We start from the raw sequence: 20,304 nt of genomic DNA on the forward strand, positions 1-20,304 counted from the left end.
GTGGCAAGAATCATGCGGCAGCCCGCCGCACGAAGTGTTCGTGGACCAGCATGGTCGAGAGGATGCCGACGAAGGCCTGGTTGTCGGCGAAGCCGATCGCCCGCCCGTGCCGGCACTTCTCGAACAGCCGGCCCACCGCGGGCGCATCGAAGTAGCCGGCGTCGCGGATGCGCGCCTCGCCCATCAGCTCGGCCACGTAGTCCAGCGGCTCGCCGTCGACGAAGAAACTGGATTGGTCCGGCGCGCGGTAGGGCTGCTTGGTGCGGCTGCGGATCGCTTCGGGCAGCAACCCGTCCAACGCGCGGCGCAGCAGGTATTTCTCGGTCATGCCGCGGATTTTCCAGCGGTCCGGCAAGGCGTTTGCGAACTCGATCACACGGTGGTCGAGGAAGGGAAAACGCCCCTCGACCGAGTGCGCCATCGCGGGGCGGTCGCCCTGCGCGGGCAGCAGATAGCTGGCCAGCAAGGTCTTGGCCTCCACGTATTGGTCGCGCGCCAGCGGGCTCCAGCCGTGGATCGTCGGCGGCAGGCGCTGCTCGTACCAGGCGAGCGGATCCCAGTCGTCTAGGCTGGCGTGCAGCTCAGGCGCGAGGAAGCGCAGCGCGTGCCGCGAACTGGCCCAGCGCGGCACGTGCGCGAACACCGGCCGGTCGAGGTGCTCCATGCCGCGGCCGAAGAACGATTGCGCCAGCGCTGCGTGCCGCACCGGCGAGTTCTCCAGATAGCCGTAGAGACGGCCAAGCAGCAGCGGGCGGAAATGCGAATCCGGCTGGCGTGCCCAGAAGCGGCGTACCTTGGCTTCCTTGAACAAGTCGTAGCCGCCGAACACTTCGTCGGCGCCCTCGCCGGTCAGCACCACCTTGTAGCCGTCCTGCCGCACTTGTTGCGCCAGCAGCATCAGCGGCACGCCCGCGGTGCGCAGGATCGGCGCCTCGGCGTGGCGGACCAGCGCAGGAAAGGCCTCGCCGATCGAACGCCGCGTGCAGCGCAGCGTGCTGTGTTCGCAATCCAGGTGGCGCACCATCGCCTGCTGCTGTTCGCTCTCGTCGAACTCGGCGTCGTCGAAAGCGATGGAAAAGCTGCGCAGCCGCGTGGCGCCGGCCTCGCGCATCAGCGCCACCACGGCGGAGGAATCCAGCCCGCCGCTCAGGTACGCGCCCAGCGGCACGTCCGCTTGCAGGCGCAGGCGCACGGCGTCGGTCAGCAGCTCGCGCAGTTCGGCGGCGGCATGCTCCACCGAGCGCCACCGCTGCGACGGTGTTTCCCGCCCGGGGAAGCTCCAGTCCCAGTAGCGGCCGAGCGACTCGCGGCCGTCGGACTCGATGGCCAGCAGATGCCCGGGCGGCAGGCTCTCGACGCCGGCGAACACACTGCCCGGATCGATCGGCCCCCAGTAGGTGAAGCTCTGCGCGAGGCCGGCCGGATCGATCCGCGCCCGCCCGGGCGCGCACGCCAGCAGCGCCTTGATCTCCGAGCCGAACCACAGCCGCCCTGCCGCGCGGGTGAAGTACAACGGTCGCACGCCGCAACGGTCGCGCGCCAGCACCAGGCGACGGCGCTCGCCGTCCCACAGCGCGATGGCGAAATCGCCGTTCAGATGTTCCACAAAGCGGTCGCCGTGTTCCTCGTACAGATGCACGATGACTTCGGTATCCGACTGCGTGGCGAAGCGGTGGCCGCGCTGTTCAAGCTCCGCGCGCAGCGTGCGGTAGTTGAAGATCTCGCCGTTGAACACCGTCCAAACGTTGCCGCGCTCGTTGGCGATCGGCTGCGCGCCGGTCACCAGATCGATCACCGCCAGCCGCGCATGCGCAAGCCCTGCGCCGCCGTCGACGTGGAAGCCGTAGCCGTCCGGGCCGCGGTGGTGCAAGGTGCGGATCATGCGCTCGAGCGTGGCGCGCGCTACGTCGGGCGCGTCCGGGATACCCATGAAGCCGGCGATGCCGCACATGGCCAGGGCTACCCGGTGCCGCCGGCCGGGTATGCCGCGTTGGGCAAACCGCAGCGACGCGCCGGCCCGGGCCCGGGCAACAGGCAGCCGGACCGCACAGCCGGATCCAAGTACAGGTCGATGGAACCCATATCGCGCCCCCTGTTTTACCCCTGCCGCGTATGGCGCAAGCGCCTTCCTGCACGTTCTCGATTAGCGGGCCCGTACGCGCCGACCCGCCTCTTTCGGCCAGCGCCTGCAGGGCGGCGCTGGCCTGACAGCCTTATCCGAAGTATATAAGGACGCCGTAGCATATGTGATGCGTATCACATTTCTCGGCTGCCACGCGTCGCCGTTGCGATGCATGGTGGCAGGGCAGAGGGGCCGGCCATGCGGATGGCCGCACAGTGGGGATGGCGGGGACCGCCATCGAGGGGAAAAGGCCATGACCGTCGCGCAAGCAAACCATGCCGTCGTCGTCGTGAAGGACGTATCGCCGACTCCGCCATCCGGGCGGGTCACGCGGGTGCTGCGCCCGTGATGAGCCCGCCCGCACGAAGCGAAATCCGGCCCGGCATGCGCGGACGCCTGGGCGAGCTGTGCTATCGCAGCGGACTGCTCCGCCTGCTGCAGCACGCGCGCGGCTGGCTGTGCCGGGATCTGCGCGTGCTGGCCTATCATCGCGTGCTGCCGCTGGCCGAGCCGGACCGCTTCGATTTCGACCTGGAGCTGGTCAGCGCGTCGCTGGACGGGTTCCGGCGGCAGATGCAGCTGCTCCAGCGGCGCTTCCGCCCGCTGCAGCTGACGCAGGTGCTGGCGATGCTGGATGCGGGCGAGCGCCTGCCGGCCAACACCGTGGTCGTGACCTTCGACGACGGTTACGACGACAACTACCGGTACGTCTTCCCGGTTCTGCGGGAACTGGGCATACCGGCCACCTTCTTCGTCTGCACCGGGCATATCGACAGCGGCCGACCGTATGCCTACGACTGGCTGGTGCACATGATCCTGTGCACGCAGGCCGGCGAGCTGGCCATCCCCGAGCTGGGACTGGCGCAGGCCATGCCCACCGACCGACCGGCACGCCGTCGCCTGGCGCAGCAGGCGCTGGACCGCCTGAAGGCGCTCGACGGCACCGACCAGGCGGCCGTCATCGCACGACTGGAAGCCGCATGGAACCTGCCGCGCGAAGTCAGCCACCCCGACTGCCGCCCGATGAGCTGGGCGCAGCTGCGCGAGATGCACGCAGCCGGTTTCGAGATCGGCTCCCACGGCGTGCATCACCGCATGCTGGCCAAACTGCCGCAGCACGAGCTGGAAGCGGAACTGCGTGGGTCCAGAGCCGCGCTGGAACGCGAGCTGGGCGCATCGGCGACGCTGATGTCCTATCCGGTCGGCGGCGACGCGGCGTTCGACGAACGCGTGGTGCGGGCCACCCGGGAAGCCGGTTATCGCGCTGCATGCAGTTACATCTGCGGCACCAACTTCGCGCGCACCGCTGACCGCTACGCCTTGTATCGCCTGCCGGTGGAACGCGAAATGGATGCCGGCTGGTTCGCGGCGATGCTGACCATGCCCGGGTTGATGAGCTACCCCACGGTCAGCCGCATTTCCTGATACGGGAGCGTGTTTCGCCCGCGGCAACGGCAAGACGGCCCGCCGTCGATTTCGCCAGCCGGAAGCACGCGGTCGATGCGCCATTCCCTGCACCGCATCACGCCGCCCCTGTCACCCTCGCACGCTAAACTGCGCCGATGCCTTCCCCATCGCGCAAGCGCCAGCGGCGCAAATCCGCTCCTTCGACATCGCCGCGCGGCGCGAAAGCGCCGGTCACCCCAGCGCGCCCGGCCGACAGCTCGACACGCGCCACCAACGTGCTGGACTGGCTGCTGGGGCGGCTGCCGCCGCGTTACCGCGACAAGGCGCGCGACTATCTCGTGCTCACGCGGATGGATCGTCCGATCGGCGCGCTGCTGCTGCTGTGGCCGACCTGGTGGGCGTTGTGGCTGGCGGCCGGCGACTGGCCGCCGCTGAAGCCGCTGGCGATCTTCACCCTGGGCGTGTTCGCGATGCGTGCGGCGGGCTGCGCGATCAACGACTACGCCGACCGCAAGCTGGACCCGCAAGTGGAACGCACCGCCGGCCGGCCGATCGCCAGCGGACGGGTGACGCCGCGCGAGGCGCTGATCGTGTTTGCGGTACTGCTGGTATTCGCCTTCGTGCTGGTGCTGTTCACCAATGCGCTGACGATCAAGCTGTCCTTCGCCGGTGCCGCGCTGGCCGCGCTCTATCCCTTCACCAAGCGCTGGACCTACCTGCCGCAGGTGGTGCTGGGCGCCGCGTTCGGCTGGTCCATCCCGATGGCGTTCGCCGCGGTGGCGGGCACGGTGCCGCCGCTGGGCTGGCTGCTGTTCATCGCCAACATCCTGTGGTCGGTGGTGTACGACACCGAATACGCGATGGTGGACCGCGACGACGACCTCACCGCCGGCGCGAAATCCACCGCGATCCTGTTCGGCGACGCCGACCTGCCCATCATCGGCGTGCTGATGGCCACGCTGTTGCTGGCGATGGTCTTCGTGGGCCAGCGCGCACACCTGGGCTGGCCGTACTGGCTGGCCCTCATCGCAGCCACTGGGCTATTTGCCTATCAGCTGTGGCTGATCCGCGGCCGTGCACGCGACGCCTGCCTCGCCGCGTTCCGCCACAACAACTGGTGGGGACTCACGATGTGGATCGGCATCGCGCTGGCGCTGGCGGTGAAATAAGCGCCTGTTCGATATCTCCACGTGGCCCGCGTGGCCTTGCCGTGGCCGCCATGCGGAGATACTGAACAGGCGCCAAGGCTTCAGCCGCGCGGCGATGGCGCCCGCGCCAACGCCCACACATCCACCCGCGCCACGCCCGCCTGTTTCAGCAGGCGGCTGCATTCGGCCAGGGTGGCGCCGGTGGTCATCACGTCGTCTAGGATCGCCACATGGGCTGGCAACGTGCTGCCGCCGCGCACGGCGAAGGCGCCGCGCACATTGCGGCGGCGGGCGGCGGCATCCAGTTCGGTCTGCGCCGCGGTGCCGCGGCTGCGCAGCAGCACGTCGTGGCGCAGCGGCAAGCCGCAGTGGCGCGCCAGTGGCTTCGCCAACTCCAGCGCCTGGTTGTAGCCGCGCTGGCGCAGGCGGCCCGCATGTAGCGGCACCGGCAACAATAATTCGGGCGCCGGCAGCGGCAGCGGCTCGCGCTGCCATAGCGTCGCCAGCGCACGGCCAGCAGCGAGGTCGCGGCCGAACTTGAAGCGTGATTCCAGCCGATCCAGCGGCCAGCCGTAGCGGAACGGTGCCCACGCCGCCTCCCACGGCGGCGCATGACGCTGGCATGCGCCGCATAGCGCGGCGGGCACGGGCAATGGCAGGGCGCAGCGGGCGCAGCAACGGCGGTTGCGCGGCAGCTCGGCAGCGCAAGCCGTGCACAGGTCCACGCCATGCTCGCCGGCCGCGCCACACAGCAGGCAGCGCAGCGGCAACAGCCAGCGGTGCAGCCCTTGCCACGATTGGAGCAGTGCAGCCTTCTTGCTGCTGATCGCCATGCGTATCCCTCGCTGGACAGATCGATAGTAACGGCAGTCCGGATCCACGCTCCGTCAACCTCAATACCCGTACGAACGGTTGACGAGCCGCGCTGCGCTGCCCACACTCGCCGCCTCTGCCACGGAGCCTCCCCATGCCCGAAGCCGTCATCCGCCACGACTGGAGCCGCGACGAAGTCGCCGCGCTGTTCGCGCTGCCGTTCAACGAGCTGCTGCATCGCGCGCACACCGTCCACCGCGCGCACCACGACCCGAACGCGGTGCAGGTGTCCACCCTGCTCTCGATCAAGACCGGCGGCTGCCCCGAGGACTGCGCCTACTGCCCGCAGGCGGCGCGCTACGACACCGGCGTGCAGGCACAGAAGCTGATGGAGGTCGACGACGTGCTGGCGCGCGCCAAAGCCGCCAAGGCCGCCGGCGCCAGCCGCTTCTGCATGGGCGCGGCGTGGCGCGGGCCGAAGGACCGCGACATCCCCAAGGTCGCGGAAATCGTGCGCGCGGTGAAGGACCTCGGCCTGGAAACCTGCGCCACCCTGGGCTTGCTCGGCGACGGCCACGCGCAGCAGCTCAAGGATGCCGGCCTCGACTACTACAACCACAACATCGATACCGCGCCGGAGTTCTACGGCGAGATCATCCACACCCGCGAATACCAGGATCGCCTGCAGACGCTGGAACAGGTGCGCGACGCCGGCCTCAAGACCTGCTGCGGCGGCATCGTCGGCATGGGCGAGACGCGCGCGCAGCGCGCCGGCCTGCTGCAGGCATTGGCGAATCTGCCCGAACACCCGCACTCGGTGCCGATCAACCAGCTGGTGCCAGTACCCGGCACGCCGCTGGGCAACGCCGAAAAGCTCGACCCGTTCGAATTCGTGCGCACCATCGCGGTGGCGCGCATCCTGATGCCGCTGTCCATCGTGCGGCTGTCCGCCGGCCGCCAGCAGATGGATGACGCGGTGCAGGCGCTGTGCTTCCACGCCGGCGCCGGCTCGATTTTCTACGGCGAAAAACTGCTCACCACCGGCAACCCCGACACCGAACACGACCGCGCCCTGTTCCGCCGCCTCGACCTGCACGCGATGGAAGTGGTGGAAGAAGCGGGCACCGCACACGCGGACATCATGCAAGCCGCACCGGCAGGGTGCGGGCATGGGTGTGGGTGCAGTGCAGCGGCGTGAAACGGCCACGCCTCCGGCACCGGGAACACGGGCCGGGCTGATCGAACGCCTGGCCGCCCAGACGGCCGAACGCGAACATGCCAGCCTGCGTCGCCGCCTGCGCACCATCGAGCATGCGGAAGGCCCGTGGCTGGAAAGCGACGGCCGTCGCCTGCTCGGTTTCTGCAGCAACGATTACCTCGGGCTTGCGCAGCACCCGCAACTGATCGCCGCGCTCAAGCGCGCCGCCGACGACGAAGGTGTGGGCAGCGGCTCGGCGCACCTGGTCTGCGGGCATCGCCGCGAGCATGCGCAACTGGAGGAAGCACTGGCCGAATGGACGGGGCGCGAACGCGCGCTACTGTTTTCCACCGGCTACATGGCCAACCTCGGCACGATGCAGGCGCTGCTCGCGCGTGGCGACATTTGCGTGCAGGACAAGCTCAACCACGCCTGCCTACTGGACGGCGCGCAACTGGCCGGCGCCGAACTGAAGCGCTATCCGCACGCCGACATCGAGGCCGCTGCGCGCCAGCTGGCGAGCCGCCCGGGCGCCGCTGCGCTGCTCGCCAGCGACGGCGTGTTCAGCATGGATGGCGATGTGGCGCCACTCGCCAGGCTCGCCGCCTTGTGCGCGCGGGAAAACGCCACGCTGATGGTGGACGACGCGCACGGCCTCGGCGTGCTTGGCGCGGATGGCGCCGGCAGCGTGGCGGCCGCAAGCCTGGGCCAGCGCGAGGTGCCCGTGCTGATGGCCACACTGGGCAAGGCGCTGGGCTGCAGCGGCGCGTTCGTGGCAGGCTCCGCCGCCTTGATCGACGGCCTGCTGCAGTTCGCGCGGCCGTACATCTACACCACGGCGATGCCGCCCGCGCTGGCGGCGGCGGCCTGCACCGCCGTGGAGCTGGCGCGCCGCGATGGCTGGCGCCGCGACAAGCTGCAGGCGCTGATCGCCCGTTTCCGCGCCGACGCGGCACAGCTCGGCCTGCCGCTGCTGGATTCGCCCAGCGCGATCCAGCCCTTGCTGCTGGGCGATGCGCAGGCCGCGCTGAATGCCGCGCAAGCGCTGGAGCGGCACGGCCTGCTGGTCACCGCGATCCGCCCGCCCACGGTGCCGCAGGGCCAGGCGCGGCTGCGCATCACACTCTCGGCGGCGCACGAGGACGAACACGTGGACCGCCTGCTGGACGCGCTTGCCACGCTGCCGCGGGGCGGCTCCGCAGGCCGCCCCGTATAATGGCCTGTTTGCCGCTCTCCGCCCCGCCATGTCCATCCTCAACATCGCTGCCTACCGCTTCGTCGGCCTCGACGACCTGCCGGCGCTGCGCGAACGCGTGCTCGAACGCGCCACGGCGCTGGCGCTGAAGGGCACCGTGCTGCTGGCGCCGGAGGGCATCAACCTGTTCCTCGCCGGTCCGCGCGAAGCCGTGGGAGCATTCATGGCATGGCTGCGCGCGGATGCGCGCTTCGCCGGACTGGATGCGAAGGAATCGCTTTCGGACGACGTGCCGTTCGGCCGCCTGCGCGTACGGCTGAAGAAAGAGATCATCACCATGCACATGCCGGCGATCCGCCCCGAGGGCGGACGTGCGCCGGCGGTGGACGCGCCCACGCTGAAGCGCTGGCTGGACCAGGGTCATGACGACGACGGCCGCGAGGTGGTGATGCTGGATACGCGCAACGACTACGAAACCGACGCAGGCTGCTTCGCGCACGCGGTGGACTACCGGCTTGCCAGCTTCACTGCCTTCCCCGCCGCCGTGGCCGCCGACCGCGACCGTTTCGCGGACAAGACCGTGGTGTCGTACTGCACCGGCGGCATCCGCTGCGAGAAGGCCGCGCTGCACATGCAGGACCTCGGCATCGAGCGCGTGCACCAGCTCGAAGGCGGCATCCTGAAATACCTGGAGCTCACCGACGGCACGCACTGGCAGGGCGACTGCTTCGTGTTCGACGGACGCGGCGCGGTGGACGCACGCCTCGCCCCTGCCAATCCACTCCCTCTCCCCTCCGGGGAGAGGGCTGGGGTGAGGGGCGACTCTTGCGACGAACCCGCATCAGAGTCGACTCTGAGCAACGTTCCCGCGAGCACCCACCTCTCACCTCAATCCTCTCCCCTGAGGGGAGAGGAGGCGAACGCAAGAGGCGCGTTGCTCTATGGGAGCGGGGCATGAGCCTCTACATCGAGAAACTCGGCCGCGGCCCCGTGTCGCTGGTGCTGCTGCACGGCTGGGCGATGCACGGCGGCGTGCTGGCGCCGCTGGCGGAAGCGCTGGCCGACCGCTGCACGATGCACGTGGTGGACTTGCCGGGCCACGGCTGGTCGCGCGACTGCGGCTTGCCGCTGGAACCTTCCGCCTGCGCGGCGGCCATTGCGGCAGCCACGCCGCCGGCGCTCTGGCTGGGCTGGTCGCTGGGCGGCTTGATCGCGCTCGCGGCCGCACTGGAGCAGCCGCGGCAGGTGCGCGGCCTCGCCATGTTGTGCGCCACGCCGAAGTTCACGCGCGACGAGAGCTGGCCCTGGGGCAGCGACGCGACGCTGGTGCACCAGCTCGCGCTGGACCTGGAAACCGACTACGACGCCACTATCGACCGCTTCCTCGCGCTGGAGTCCATGGGCAGCGCCGATCCGCGCGCCGCGTTGCGCCACCTGCGCGACATCAGCTTCGCCCGCGGCAAACCCAATCTGCGCGTGCTGCAGGAAGGCATCCGCATCCTCGAAACCAGCGACCTGCGCACGCGGCTGCCGTCGCTGCGCCAGTCCAATGCGTGGATTGCCGGCCGCCGCGACCGGCTGGTACCGCCGCAGGCGATGGCATGGTCGGCGCAACAGTCGCACGGCAGCTATACGCAGATCGAACACGCCGGCCATGCGCCCTTCGTGGCGCATGCCGACGAAGTGGCGCAGGCGCTGCAGCCCTTGCTGGACAGCTTCCATGAGTGAATTCCATCTCGACCGCGAACGCGTGCGCCGCAACTTCGGCCGCGCCGCGCGCAGCTACGAAAAGCACGACGCGTTGCAGCGCGAAGTGCAGCAATCGTTGCTGGAACGCCTGGACTTCTTCCTGGAAGCGCCCGCGCGTGTGCTCGACGTGGGCGCCGGCACCGGCCGCGGCACGGCGCTGCTGAAGCAGCGCTACGCCAAGGCCGAAGTGATCGCGGTCGACCTCGCGCTGCCGATGCTGCGCGAGGCGAAGGCGCACAGCGGCTGGCTCAAGCCGTTCCGTCGCGTCTGCGCCGAGGCCACCGCCCTGCCCTTTCCCGACCACAGCGTGGACGTGCTGCACTCCAACCTGTGCTTCCAGTGGATCGACGACCTCGGCGCGCTGTTTGGCGAATGCGCGCGCGTGCTGAAACCCGGCGGCCTGCTCGCGTTCACCACCTTCGGCCCTGACACGCTGAAGGAATTGCGCGCGGCCTGGGCCGCGGCGGACGGCCATTCCCACGTCAGCCGCTTCCTCGACATGCACGACATCGGCGACGCGATGCTCAACGCCGGCCTGCGCGACCCGGTGCTGGACGTGGAGCGCTACACGCTGACCTACAGCGAGCCGCGCAAGCTGCTGGAAGAGCTGCGCGGGCTGGGCGCCACCCACGCCGACGCCGCGCGCGAACGCCACCTCACCGGCAAGTCGCACTACCGCGCCATGCTCGCCGCCTACGAGGCGATGCGGGTGGACGGCCGCATCCCCGCCACATGGGAGGTGGTGACCGCGCATGCCTGGGGACCGCCGCCGGGGCAGTCGCGGCGCATGGCTGGCGGCGGCGAGATGGCCAGCTTCTCGGTCAGCAGCCTGCGCGGTTCGCGGCGACGCTGAACTTGCACCTGCCTGCGCATGCGTCGTTGGGCGCGGATCGCGTCACGCGCTGCCCGTCCGCTGTCGCGCCAGATTAGGCGCCACGCCGGTCCAGCGCTTGTAGGCCTGCGAAAACGAGGACAGGTCGCTGAAGCCCAGTTCCTCGGCGATCTCCTTCATCGAAAGCCGCCTGTCGGAAACGAGTGCCTGCGCCCTGGCCTTGCGCGCGGCGTTCGACATGTCCCGGAAGCTGGCGCCCTCCGCCTGCAGCCGGCGCTTGAGCGTGCGCTCGCTGGTGTTGAGCAGCGCCGCGACGTCTTTCAATTGCGGCGGCCCTTCGAACGCATGCGTGGCCAGGTATTCCTGCAGGAAGGACACGATGTCCAGACGGGTCCGGCGGCGCGACAGCAATTCGGCGCACATGCGCTCGCACATCGCCGCGGTGGCCGGATTCGCCTGAGGCAGGGACCGTTCGAGCTGGGCATGCCCGAACACCAGCGCATTCGCACGGCGGCCATGCCGCAGCTTCGCACCCAATACGTGGCTCTTTCCGCCCGGTTCGCTGGCAAAGGCGAGGTCGAATGACACGAGCTCGAAATCGCTGCCGATGACGTCGCGCAGCACACGGCAGGTGGCGCCCATGGCGCGCCCCACGAAGAAGCGCTGCAGATCCGCCGACAGCTCCGGCGACGGCTCGAAGGTGATCGTGTCGCACTGCCCGGCACGGCGATATGCCATCCCGACATAGGCGAACGTCAGCGCCAGGTAGCGGCGCGCGAAGGCGATGGCCGCCATGCCGGTGGCGCTGCTCAACAGCCCGAAGCCCAGCAGCCCGTAAGCCGAAAGCTGGTAGGACAAGCCGAGCTTCAGGCCCAGGTCGGGCTCGTGGCCGGTCAGCGCCAGCAGGTTCGCGGCGACGGCCATCTCCTGCGCGGTCTGCAGCGTGAAATCGGGATCGGCCAGTTGCCTCGGCGTGAGTCGCGAGCCTTTGAGCAAGGCCGCGGGCGCGATCTTCCGGCTGCGCCCGTACGCGAGCATGAGCAGGACCGAGGCCGGACTTCGCGCGACATTCCAGTGGCTCACGGCAAGCCCCTCGACAGATTGGCCCGGATTCTAAAGCGATTGGCCCATCCGGGCATCGATCGCCGGAGGGCGCCGGACGAAGATGCGGGCGTCCCAAGCCCTCCATCCGACCGAGGCCACCGCCATGCCCATGACCTACGCCGACCAGCCCGTCTGGCGCGACATGCAGAAATTTCTCCCGCCCGACTTCCAGTGGACAGCCGACCAGCTGCCGCAGGAGGAATGGTGGAACTGGAACGGCCATCGCCTCCACCTCGACACTTACCGCAACGCGCAGGCCGGGGTGAAGGTCATCCTGTTCCATGGCGTCGGCACCAACGGGCGGCAGATGTCGATGATCCTGGGCGAACCGCTGGCGCGCCGCGGCTACGAGACGATCGCGGTCGACATGCCCGGCTACGGCATGACCGAAGCGGCCCCGGGCGCACTGGTGCGCTACGACGACTGGGTACGCGTCGGCAGCGCGCTCATCGACACCGAACTTGTGCGCGACAATCGCCCCATCGTGCTGTACGGACTGAGCGCGGGCGGCATGCTCACCTATCACGTCGCAGCGATGAACAAGAGAGTGAAAGGCATCGTCGGGATGACCTTCCTCGACCAGCGCCTGCGGCAGGTGCGTGACGAAACCGCCCGCAACCCGTTCATGGGCCGCGTGGGCGGCGCGATGATGAATCTCGCCGCGAAGACGCCATTGAGGGCGCTGCGCCTGCCCATGACGGTGGCCAGCAAGATGTCGGCACTGCTCAACGACAAGGCCGCGCTCAAGGTCTGGCTGTCCGACCGCCGCTCCGCGGGCAACGCCATGACGATGGCTTTCCTCAGTGCCTATCTCTCGTATCGGCCCGTGACCGAGCCAGAGGATTTCGACGTCTGCCCGATCCTGCTGACCCAGCCCGCGGCGGACCGCTGGACACCCCGGCATCTCAGCGAACCCTTCCTCAAGCGCATTCGGAAAGTGCCGGTGCAGGTCACCATGCTCGACAACGCCGGACACTATCCGCTGGAGCAGCCGGGGCTGGCGCAGATGGTGGATGCCATCGACGCGTTCTATCGGGAGGTGACTGCCCGCTGATCCGGCCTTCCCGCCGGTATCCGCTCAATTCACCAGCGGCTCCGCCACTGGCTTGCGCACGCTGAGCGCGGTACCCGCCGCCGCCACGATGATCGCCACGATCGCCAGCCACTGCAGCACGCTCAAATGCTCGCCGAGCAGTACCACACCGGCCAGCGCGGCGAATGCCGGCTCCAGGCTCAGCAAGGTGCCGAAGCTGCGCGTCGGCAGGCGCGTCAGCGCCACCATCTCCAGCGAATACGGCAGGGCGGAACTGAGTACGGCCACACCCAGTGCAAACGGCAGCAGCGCCGGGTTGAACAGCGCGCTGCCGGCGTGTGCCACGCCGACCGGGATCGCCAGCAGCGCCGCGATCGAGGTGCCCCAGGTCACCGCATCGCCGCCGTGCGCGCTGCCGGCGCGCTGACCCAGCACGATGTAGCACGCCCAGCCCACGCCCGCGGCGAGTGCGTACAGCACGCCGACCGGATCGAGCGCATGCACCTGCCCGCGCAGCGGCAGCAGCAGGAGCAGGCCCGCAACGACCAGCGCGATCCAGATGAAATCCAGCAGGCGGCGCGAGCCGAACAGCGCCAGCGCCAGCGGCCCGGTGAACTCCAGCGCCACCGCGATGCCCAGCGGAATCGTGCGCAGCGACATGTAGAACACCAGGTTCATCACGCCGATCGACAAGCCGTAGCCCCACAGCGCACGCAGGTCGCGACCGCGCTGCCACGAGCGCCAGGGCCGCCGCACCAGCAGCAGGATCACCGCGCCCAGGCCCAGCCGACAGGCGGTGGCGCCTTGCGCACCGATCGCGGGAAACAGCTGCTTGGCCAGCGCGGCACCGAACTGGTACGAGGCCATGCTGACCAGCAGCATGCCGACCGCGAACAGCACGGAAGCACGGGAGGTGTGCGCAGACACTGGCGATGATAGTCAGGGACGGGCCGCCATGATGCCTGCGCCCGTGCACAAAGCCCATCCCGCCAGCCCGATACTGCTGACAGCGGCTGGCAGCAGCGACGGCCGTGACGCGCTAGTCGATCCGCGCGAACAGGCTGCCGTTGGCCGGCAGGCGCAGGCGCTCGCCGTCAAGCGTGCCTGCCGCCAGGCCGTGGCCTTGCAGCAGCTGCAACGTTCCGGGCAACGGCAGTGCGAACTCCACCGGCACAGCCGACAGGTTGAACACCACCAGCACCTTCTCCCCGCCCAGTTCGCGCACGAAGGCCAGCACCGGCTCGGGGGTGTCGAGGAAGTGGATGGCACCGCTGCGCAGCGCAGGCTGCCCACGGCGCCAGTGCATGAAGCTGCGATAGCCGTTGAGTGCGGAAGCGGGATCGACCTGCTGGCGCGCCACGTCCAGCGCGCGGTGTTCGGGCGGTACCGGCAGCCACGGCGTGGCGTGGCTGAAGCCGGCGTGCTCGCCGTCGTCCCACGGCATCGGCGTGCGGCAGCCGTCGCGGCCCTTGAACTCGGGCCAGAACGCGATGCCGTAGGGATCGCGCAGCGCCTCGTAGGGCAGCTCCGCCTCGGTCAGGCCGAGTTCCTCGCCCTGGTACACGCAGACCGAACCGCGCAGCGAGCAGACCAGTGCGGTGAGCTGGTTGGCCATCGCAGCCGACGCATCGCCGTTGCCCCAGCGGCTGAGCACGCGCTCCACGTCGTGGTTGGAGATCGCCCAGCACGGCCAGCCTTCGCTCATCTTCGCTTCCTGCGCACGCACCGTGTCGCGGATGTAAGCGGCGCTGAAATCGTCGGTGAGCAGCTCGAAGCTGTAGCCCATGTGCAGGCGGTGGCCGCTGGTGTATTCGGCCATCGTGGCCAGCGAATCCTCCGAGGAGATCTCGCCCAGCGTGGCAATGTTGGGATAGCGGTCCATCAGCGCACGCAGTTCGCGCAGGAAGGCGAGGTTCTCGGGGCGCGTGTTGTTGTAGTAGTGGTATTGGAACGCGTAGGGGTTGTCGGCGCTGAAACCACGCCCGGTGCGCTCGGCCTTCGGCTTCGCCGGGTTGTCGCGCAGCTGCGCATCGTGGAAGCAGAAGTTGATCGAATCCAGCCGGAAGCCGTCGACGCCGCGATCCAGCCAGAAGCGCAGGTTGTCCAGCACCGCCGCACGCACTGCCGGGTTGTGGAAATTGAGGTCGGGCTGGGCGGCGAGGAAGTTGTGCAGGTAGTACTGGCCGCGCCGCGGCTCCCAGCGCCAGGCCGGGCCGCCGAAGATCGAGAGCCAGTTGTTGGGCGGCGTGCCATCCTGCTTCGCATCGGCCCACACGTACCAGTCGGCCTTCGGGTTGTCGCGGCTCTGCCGGCTCTCCCCGAACCAGGCGTGTTCGGCCGAAGTGTGGCTGAGCACCTGGTCGATCATCACCTTGAGGCCGCGCGCATGCGCCTCGCCGAGCAGGCGGTCGAAGTCGGCGAGCGTGCCGAACAACGGATCGACGTCGCAGGGGTCGGCGATGTCGTAGCCGAAGTCCGCCATCGGCGAGCGGAAGAACGGCGCGATCCAGATCGCGTCCACGCCCAGACCGGCCACGTAGTCGAGCCGCTCGATGATGCCGGGCAGGTCGCCCACGCCGTCGCCGTCGGTGTCGAGGAAACTGCGCGGGTAGATCTGGTAGATGACGGCTCCGCGCCACCACGGTGTGTCGGTCATTGCTGGACCCCATGACGTGAGGCAGACGACCTTCCCGGGCGCCTGTCGTCGAACGGCGCCCAGCTTAGTGGCTGGCCATGCCGATACCGCACAGCGCTGCATACGTATTCATGGATGCTGCAGTCGCGTCATGCGTTCGTGACCAATGAACGTCCAAACCATTTCCGTCCGGCGACAACCCGCCGCGCCGACGCAGGCGCAGGGCGGGTTTGCGCGGTGCGCGCCATCCCGTGGCGACGCGCGCAGCGGCGCCATGCTGCGTCGCGACAAGCACGTTTTCACCGCGCCATGAATACGTATGCATGAATCGTTCGCGCCAAAAACACCGCCCTACCATGCGGTCAAGCGATCGGCACACACAGGCGCAAGCCGGCTGCCGGCGACCGTCGCCAATGGAACCCGTCAACGGTCCGCACCGCGACAACGACAACGACCATTTCGTGGGGAGACGAAACATGCTGATGAAACACAAACTGCTGGCCATGGCGATCGCATCGGCCTGCTTCGGCGCCTGCGCCGCGGCCAATGCCGCCACCGCGCCTGCGCCCGCCGCGCAGCAACAGGACACCCAGCAGAGCACCAGCACCAGCGACCAGACCACCAGCACGAATCCCTTGTCCCCGCGGGACAAGAAGGACAAGGCGAAGCAGATGCAGGGCGTGCAGGTGAACGGCTTCGTCAGCAGCATCGAGAACTCCACCGCGCTGAAGAAAAACTCCGACTCCATCGTCGAGGCGGTCTCGGCCGAACAGGTCGGCAAGCTGCCCGGCACCTCCATCGCCGACACGCTGGGCCGCCTGCCCGGCCTCGCGGTGCAAACCGTGGACGGCCGCCCGCAGGTGCTGACCATCCACGGCCTCGGCCCCGACTTCTCCACCGCGCTGATCAACGGCGGTCAGCAGGTGTCGACCTCCAACAACCGCGACGTGCAGTTCGACCAGTACCCGTCGAGCTGGTTCGACAACGTGGTGGTGCACCTCAGCCCGCAGGCCGACCTGGTCGGCCAGGGCCTCACCGGCACGGTGGACATGCACACGATCCGCCCACTGGACAAGTCCGGCCCCGAGGCGGCGGTGAACGCCAAGTACATCTGGAACGACATGTCCCAGCTGGCCGAGGGCAAGGGCGTCAGCAATTCCGGCCGCAACCTCAACGGCGTGTGGGTGGACCAGTTCGCCGACCATACCGTCGGCGTGACCCTGGGCGTGGACCTGGAGGACAACCCCTCGCAGATCGAGCACCAGGCACCGTGGGGCTACGCGACCGATCCGAACGGTAATGCCGTGATCGGCGGTTCGAAGAACTACGGCATCACCGACTCGATGAAGCGCAACGGCGTGCTCGCCACCGTGGAATGGCAGCCGAGCGAGTTCTACACCGGCACCCTCGACCTCACCTACGACAACTTCAAGGAAACCCAGCAGGCCAAGGGCATGGAGTTGCCGCTGTACTACAGCTCGGCGCAGCTGCAGCCTGGTGGCGTGGTGGTGCCGGATTCCGAGATCAACGGCGGCGGCTTCGTGCAGAGCGGCGCCTACGGCAACGTCAAGCCGGTGATCCGCAACGACTACAACAGCACCAGCGCCCGGGTCTACAACCTCAACTGGGACAACAAGTTCACCATCAACGAGAACTGGTCGGTGGACGCCGACGCGAACTACTCGCGCGCCACCCGCCACGACGTCGATCTCGAAAGCTATTCCGGCACCGGCTACGGCGCCAGCGGCGGCGCGCTCGACACCGTGGGCTTCAACGAGCTGGGCAACGGCATGCTCTATCTCAGCCCGTCGCTGAACTACACCCAGGGCGTGATGCTGACCGACCCACAGGGCTGGGGTGCGGGCAGCAACGTGGTGCAGGCCGGCTTCATCAATGCGCCGCGCACCGTCGACTACCTCGCCAACATGCGCATCGCGGTGGAACGCAGCTTCGCCAGCGGTCCGTTCTCCAGCATGGAGTTCGGCGTCAGCAACAGCCGCCGCAACAAGACCTACAACATCGACCAGGCCTTCCTGACCCTGGGCGGCGGCACCCTCAGCGGCGGCAATGCCGTCAAGACCGCGCCGATCCAGGGTGGCAGCAGCTGCGACCCGCTGTCGTGGATGGGCATCGGCCCGGAGCTTTGCTACAACCCGTTTGCCCTGATCGACAACGGCAGCCTGGTCAACGTGCCTACCTTCGGCTCCAACACCGGCACGCCGCCGAACTGGAAGACGCATGAGAACGTCTTCACTCCGTACATCCAGTTCAACCTCGACACCACCCTGGGCGGCATCAGCCTGCGCGGCAACTTCGGCATGCAGATGCAGCACACCGCGCAGCGTGCCGAAGGCGAGCGCGTGGCGCCGGGCAGCGCCACCACCGGCAACGCGATCACGCTGATCCCGGTATCCGGCAGCACCAGCTACACCCGCTACCTGCCCAGCGCGAACCTGATCTTCGGCTTCACCGACAACGACGACCTGCGCGTCAGTGCCGCCCGCACCCTGGCCCGCCCGCGCATGGACCAGATGAACGCCGGCCTCGGGGTGAGCGGCAACTTCACCCTCTTGCAGAGCACCAACCCGAACCAGGCGTTCTTCAGTGCTTCGGGCGGCAATCCGAAGCTCACGCCCACCATGGCTGACAACTACAACATCAGCTACGAGCACTACTTCTCGGGACCGGCCTCGGGCTTCCAGTGCAATTCCACCGACCAGAAGAACTCGGACCTGTGCCGCAGCGGCGGCGGCGGCTACTTCTCGGTGTCGGGTTACTTCATCGACCTGCACGACTACATCAATCCGAACGCGTCCTTCCTGTACGACTTCAGCCCCTTCCTGCCGTTCACCCTGACCCCGGCGCAGTTGAGCCAGCTGGGCACCCCCCTCGGCATCGTGAGCGGCCCGACCAATGACGGCCGCGGCTACGTCAAGGGCATCCAGGGCACCCTGAACCTGCCCTTCAACCTGGTCAGCCCGGTGCTCGACGGCTTCGGCACCATCCTCACCGCCAACCGCACCCGGAGTTCGCTGGTGTACGCCGGCAATGCCGCGCCGATCACCGTGCCCGGCCTGTCGAAGTGGGTCGCCAACGGTACGCTGTACTACCAGCACAACGGCTTCGAGGCGCGCATCAGCGACAGCTACCGGTCCGACTTCCTCGGCGAGGTGGCGGGCATCAGCGCCACGCGCATCGAGCAGACGCTGAAGGGCGGCAGCACCTACGACGCACAGGTGAGCTACACGTTCGACAACGGCACGTTCAAGGGCCTGACCCTGATCGCGACGGGGTCGAACCTGTCGAACAAGATCTTCACCACGTACCAGAACAACGATCCCCGCCAGGTGCTGACCTGGGAACGCTACGGCCGCACCTACTCGGTGGGTGTCTCGTACAAGTTCCAGTAGGCGGTAACACGCAAGATCCGCGCAACTCCCCCGTGCCCCGCTGCGTGCAAACCAGCGGGGCCTTTTTTCGACGGAGCCGACACGCGCGATGGGGTCCCATGCGAGGTGAGGAATGGGTCAGGGTAACGACATGAATGATTCGCGCATTCGACGCGTGGTGATCGTGGGCGGCGGCACCGCCGGCTGGATGGCGGCGGCGCTGCTGGCGCAGGCCTTCGGCCGCGCGCTGGATATCCGGCTGATCGAGTCCGACGAAATCGGCATTGTCGGCGTCGGCGAAGCCACCATTCCGCAGATCCGCCACGTCAGCCGCTTTCTCGGCATCGACGAGGACGAGCTGCTGAAAGCCAGCCGCGGCACCATCAAGCTGGCGGTGCAATTCAACGACTGGCGACGGATCGGCGACAGCTACCTGCACGCCTTCAGCGACATCGGCCTGCCGCTTGGCCTTTTGCCGTTCCAGCACTACTGGCTGCGCAACCGGCGCGAGAATCCGCAGGCGCCCGGGCTGTGGGCTTATTCGATCAACGCGCAGGCCGCCGACGCCAACCGCTTCGCCCGAATGGAGACGATAGGCAACAGCCCGCTGACCGGCATCCGCTACGCCTATCATTTCGACGCCTCCCGCTTCGGGCAGCTGCTGCGCCGCCATGCGGAGCAGCGCGGAGTAAGGCGCACCGAGGGCAAGGTGGTGGACGTGGCGCTGCGCGGCGCGGACGGCTTCATCGAGTCGGTGAAGCTGGAAAGCGGCGAGACTGTCGCCGGCGATCTGTTCCTCGACTGCTCCGGCTTCCGCGGCCTGCTCACCGAGGGCGCGCTCAAGACGGGCTACGAGAGCTGGCAGCACTGGCTGCCGTGCGACCGCGCGGTGGTGGTGGCCAGCGAGCATGGCGACACGATCCGCCCGTACACCCAGGCCAGCGCGCAGCGCGCAGGCTGGCAGTGGCGCATACCGCTGCAGCACCTGGACAGCAACGGCCACGTGTATTGCAGCCGCCACGTCGGCGACGACGAAGCCGTTGCGACCCTGCTGCGCAACCTGGAAGGCCGCGCTCTGGGCGAGCCGCGCCAGCTGCGTTTCCACACCGGCATCCGCAAGCAGATCTGGCACCGCAACTGCGTGGCGCTGGGCCTGGCCAGTGGCTTCATCGAGCCACTGGAATCGACCAGCATCCACTTGATGCAGTCAGCGGTGGCGCGGCTGCTGACGATGTTCCCGGACAAATCCTTCGACCCGGCGCTGATCACCGAGTACAACCGCAAGACCCGCGCCGAGTACGAGCAGACGCGCGACTTCATCGTGCTGCACTACCACGCCAACGAGCGCGATGACAGCACGTTCTGGCGCGACTGCGCCACGATGACGCTGCCCGACGGCCTGGCCCATCGCATCGAGCTGTTCCGCCGCCACGCCCATGTCTTCCGCGAAGGCGAGGAGCTGTTCACCGAGATGGGCTGGCTGCAGGTGCTGATCGGCCAGGGCATCGCGCCGCAGTGCTACCACCCCCTGGCCGACGAACTACCCAAGGCGCAGCTCGACGAATTCCTCGGCAACATCCGCACCCTGGTCGAACGCGCCACGGCCAGCATGCCCACGCATGCCGAGTTCATCGCCCGGCACTTCCGCGAGGCAATCGCGTGAGCCGCACCCCATCCCC

Annotated in this window: 15 protein-coding genes; 10 read left to right on the plus strand and 5 right to left on the minus strand. The window is 68.5% G+C overall.

Features of this window, described 5'->3' with window-relative positions; all coding sequences use genetic code 11:
• Positions 1 to 10: 10 nt before the first annotated feature.
• Positions 11 to 1,951 carry an asparagine synthase (glutamine-hydrolyzing) gene (gene asnB / locus ISP14_RS07510; protein WP_404537728.1) on the minus strand — a complete coding sequence of 647 codons (1,941 nt, stop codon included), beginning with the start codon at positions 1,949 to 1,951 and terminating at the stop codon, positions 11 to 13.
• Between the two features lie 555 nt (positions 1,952 to 2,506).
• Between asnB and ISP14_RS07515 the strand changes: the two genes are divergently transcribed.
• Positions 2,507 to 3,547: a polysaccharide deacetylase family protein gene (locus ISP14_RS07515; protein WP_404537730.1), complete on the plus strand. Its 1,041-nt coding sequence runs from the start codon at positions 2,507 to 2,509 to the stop codon at positions 3,545 to 3,547.
• A 257-nt stretch (positions 3,548 to 3,804) separates the two neighbouring features.
• Positions 3,805 to 4,698, plus strand: a complete 894-nt coding sequence (gene ubiA, locus ISP14_RS07520; protein WP_404537832.1) for a 4-hydroxybenzoate octaprenyltransferase — start codon at positions 3,805 to 3,807, stop codon at positions 4,696 to 4,698.
• Positions 4,699 to 4,778: 80 nt separating this feature from the next.
• Here the strand turns inward: ubiA and ISP14_RS07525 are convergent, their stop codons facing one another.
• Positions 4,779 to 5,510 carry a ComF family protein gene (locus tag ISP14_RS07525; RefSeq protein WP_404537733.1) on the minus strand — a complete coding sequence of 244 codons (732 nt, stop codon included), beginning with the start codon at positions 5,508 to 5,510 and terminating at the stop codon, positions 4,779 to 4,781.
• A 134-nt stretch (positions 5,511 to 5,644) separates the two neighbouring features.
• Here ISP14_RS07525 and bioB point away from each other — a divergent pair, with 134 nt between their 5' ends.
• Genes bioB through bioC form a run of 5 tightly spaced genes read left to right on the plus strand, consistent with a single transcriptional unit; the run spans position 5,645 to position 10,485 of the window.
• On the plus strand, positions 5,645 to 6,688 hold the full coding sequence (gene bioB, locus ISP14_RS07530; RefSeq protein WP_404537734.1) for a biotin synthase BioB: 1,044 nt from the start codon (positions 5,645 to 5,647) through the stop codon (positions 6,686 to 6,688).
• Positions 6,660 to 7,904 (plus strand): 8-amino-7-oxononanoate synthase, encoded by a 1,245-nt coding sequence (gene bioF / locus ISP14_RS07535; protein ID WP_404537736.1) that lies wholly within the window; start codon positions 6,660 to 6,662, stop codon positions 7,902 to 7,904. Before bioB ends, bioF begins: the two co-directional genes overlap by 29 nt.
• Before the next feature lie 28 nt (positions 7,905 to 7,932).
• Complete coding sequence (locus ISP14_RS07540) at positions 7,933 to 8,841, plus strand: sulfurtransferase (protein ID WP_404537738.1); 909 nt, start codon at positions 7,933 to 7,935, stop codon at positions 8,839 to 8,841.
• Positions 8,838 to 9,611, plus strand: coding sequence for a pimeloyl-ACP methyl ester esterase BioH (gene bioH / locus ISP14_RS07545; RefSeq protein ID WP_404537740.1), 774 nt, complete (start codon positions 8,838 to 8,840; stop codon positions 9,609 to 9,611). The genes ISP14_RS07540 and bioH overlap by 4 nt, the downstream gene beginning before the upstream one ends.
• Entirely contained in the window at positions 9,604 to 10,485 is an 882-nt protein-coding gene (gene bioC, locus ISP14_RS07550) for a malonyl-ACP O-methyltransferase BioC (RefSeq protein ID WP_404537742.1), read from the plus strand. Before bioH ends, bioC begins: the two co-directional genes overlap by 8 nt.
• A gap of 42 nt (positions 10,486 to 10,527) precedes the next feature.
• Here the strand turns inward: bioC and ISP14_RS07555 are convergent, their stop codons facing one another.
• Entirely contained in the window at positions 10,528 to 11,502 is a 975-nt protein-coding gene (locus ISP14_RS07555) for an AraC family transcriptional regulator (protein ID WP_404537743.1), read from the minus strand.
• Positions 11,503 to 11,671: 169 nt separating this feature from the next.
• Here ISP14_RS07555 and ISP14_RS07560 point away from each other — a divergent pair, with 169 nt between their 5' ends.
• A complete protein-coding gene (locus ISP14_RS07560; RefSeq protein WP_404537745.1) occupies positions 11,672 to 12,622 on the plus strand; it encodes an alpha/beta hydrolase in 951 nt (316 codons plus the stop codon).
• 24 nt (positions 12,623 to 12,646) lie between these two features.
• Here ISP14_RS07560 and rhtA read toward each other — a convergent pair whose 3' ends face one another.
• Both rhtA and ISP14_RS07570 read right to left on the minus strand, forming a co-directional pair.
• Entirely contained in the window at positions 12,647 to 13,528 is an 882-nt protein-coding gene (gene rhtA, locus ISP14_RS07565) for a threonine/homoserine exporter RhtA (RefSeq protein ID WP_404537747.1), read from the minus strand.
• A gap of 112 nt (positions 13,529 to 13,640) precedes the next feature.
• On the minus strand, positions 13,641 to 15,257 hold the full coding sequence (locus tag ISP14_RS07570; protein WP_404537749.1) for an alpha-glucosidase family protein: 1,617 nt from the start codon (positions 15,255 to 15,257) through the stop codon (positions 13,641 to 13,643).
• A 461-nt stretch (positions 15,258 to 15,718) separates the two neighbouring features.
• Between ISP14_RS07570 and ISP14_RS07575 the strand changes: the two genes are divergently transcribed.
• The gene (locus tag ISP14_RS07575; RefSeq protein WP_404537751.1) at positions 15,719 to 18,646 is read left to right on the plus strand and encodes a TonB-dependent receptor; all 2,928 of its coding nucleotides are present in this window, start codon (positions 15,719 to 15,721) and stop codon (positions 18,644 to 18,646) included.
• A 130-nt stretch (positions 18,647 to 18,776) separates the two neighbouring features.
• Positions 18,777 to 20,288: a tryptophan halogenase family protein gene (locus ISP14_RS07580; RefSeq protein WP_404537753.1), complete on the plus strand. Its 1,512-nt coding sequence runs from the start codon at positions 18,777 to 18,779 to the stop codon at positions 20,286 to 20,288.
• The last annotated feature ends 16 nt before the right edge of the window (positions 20,289 to 20,304 follow it).

It is taken from the genome of Dyella agri (genome assembly GCF_044904705.1).
GTDB classification, from domain to species: domain Bacteria; phylum Pseudomonadota; class Gammaproteobacteria; order Xanthomonadales; family Rhodanobacteraceae; genus Rhodanobacter_A; species Rhodanobacter_A agri.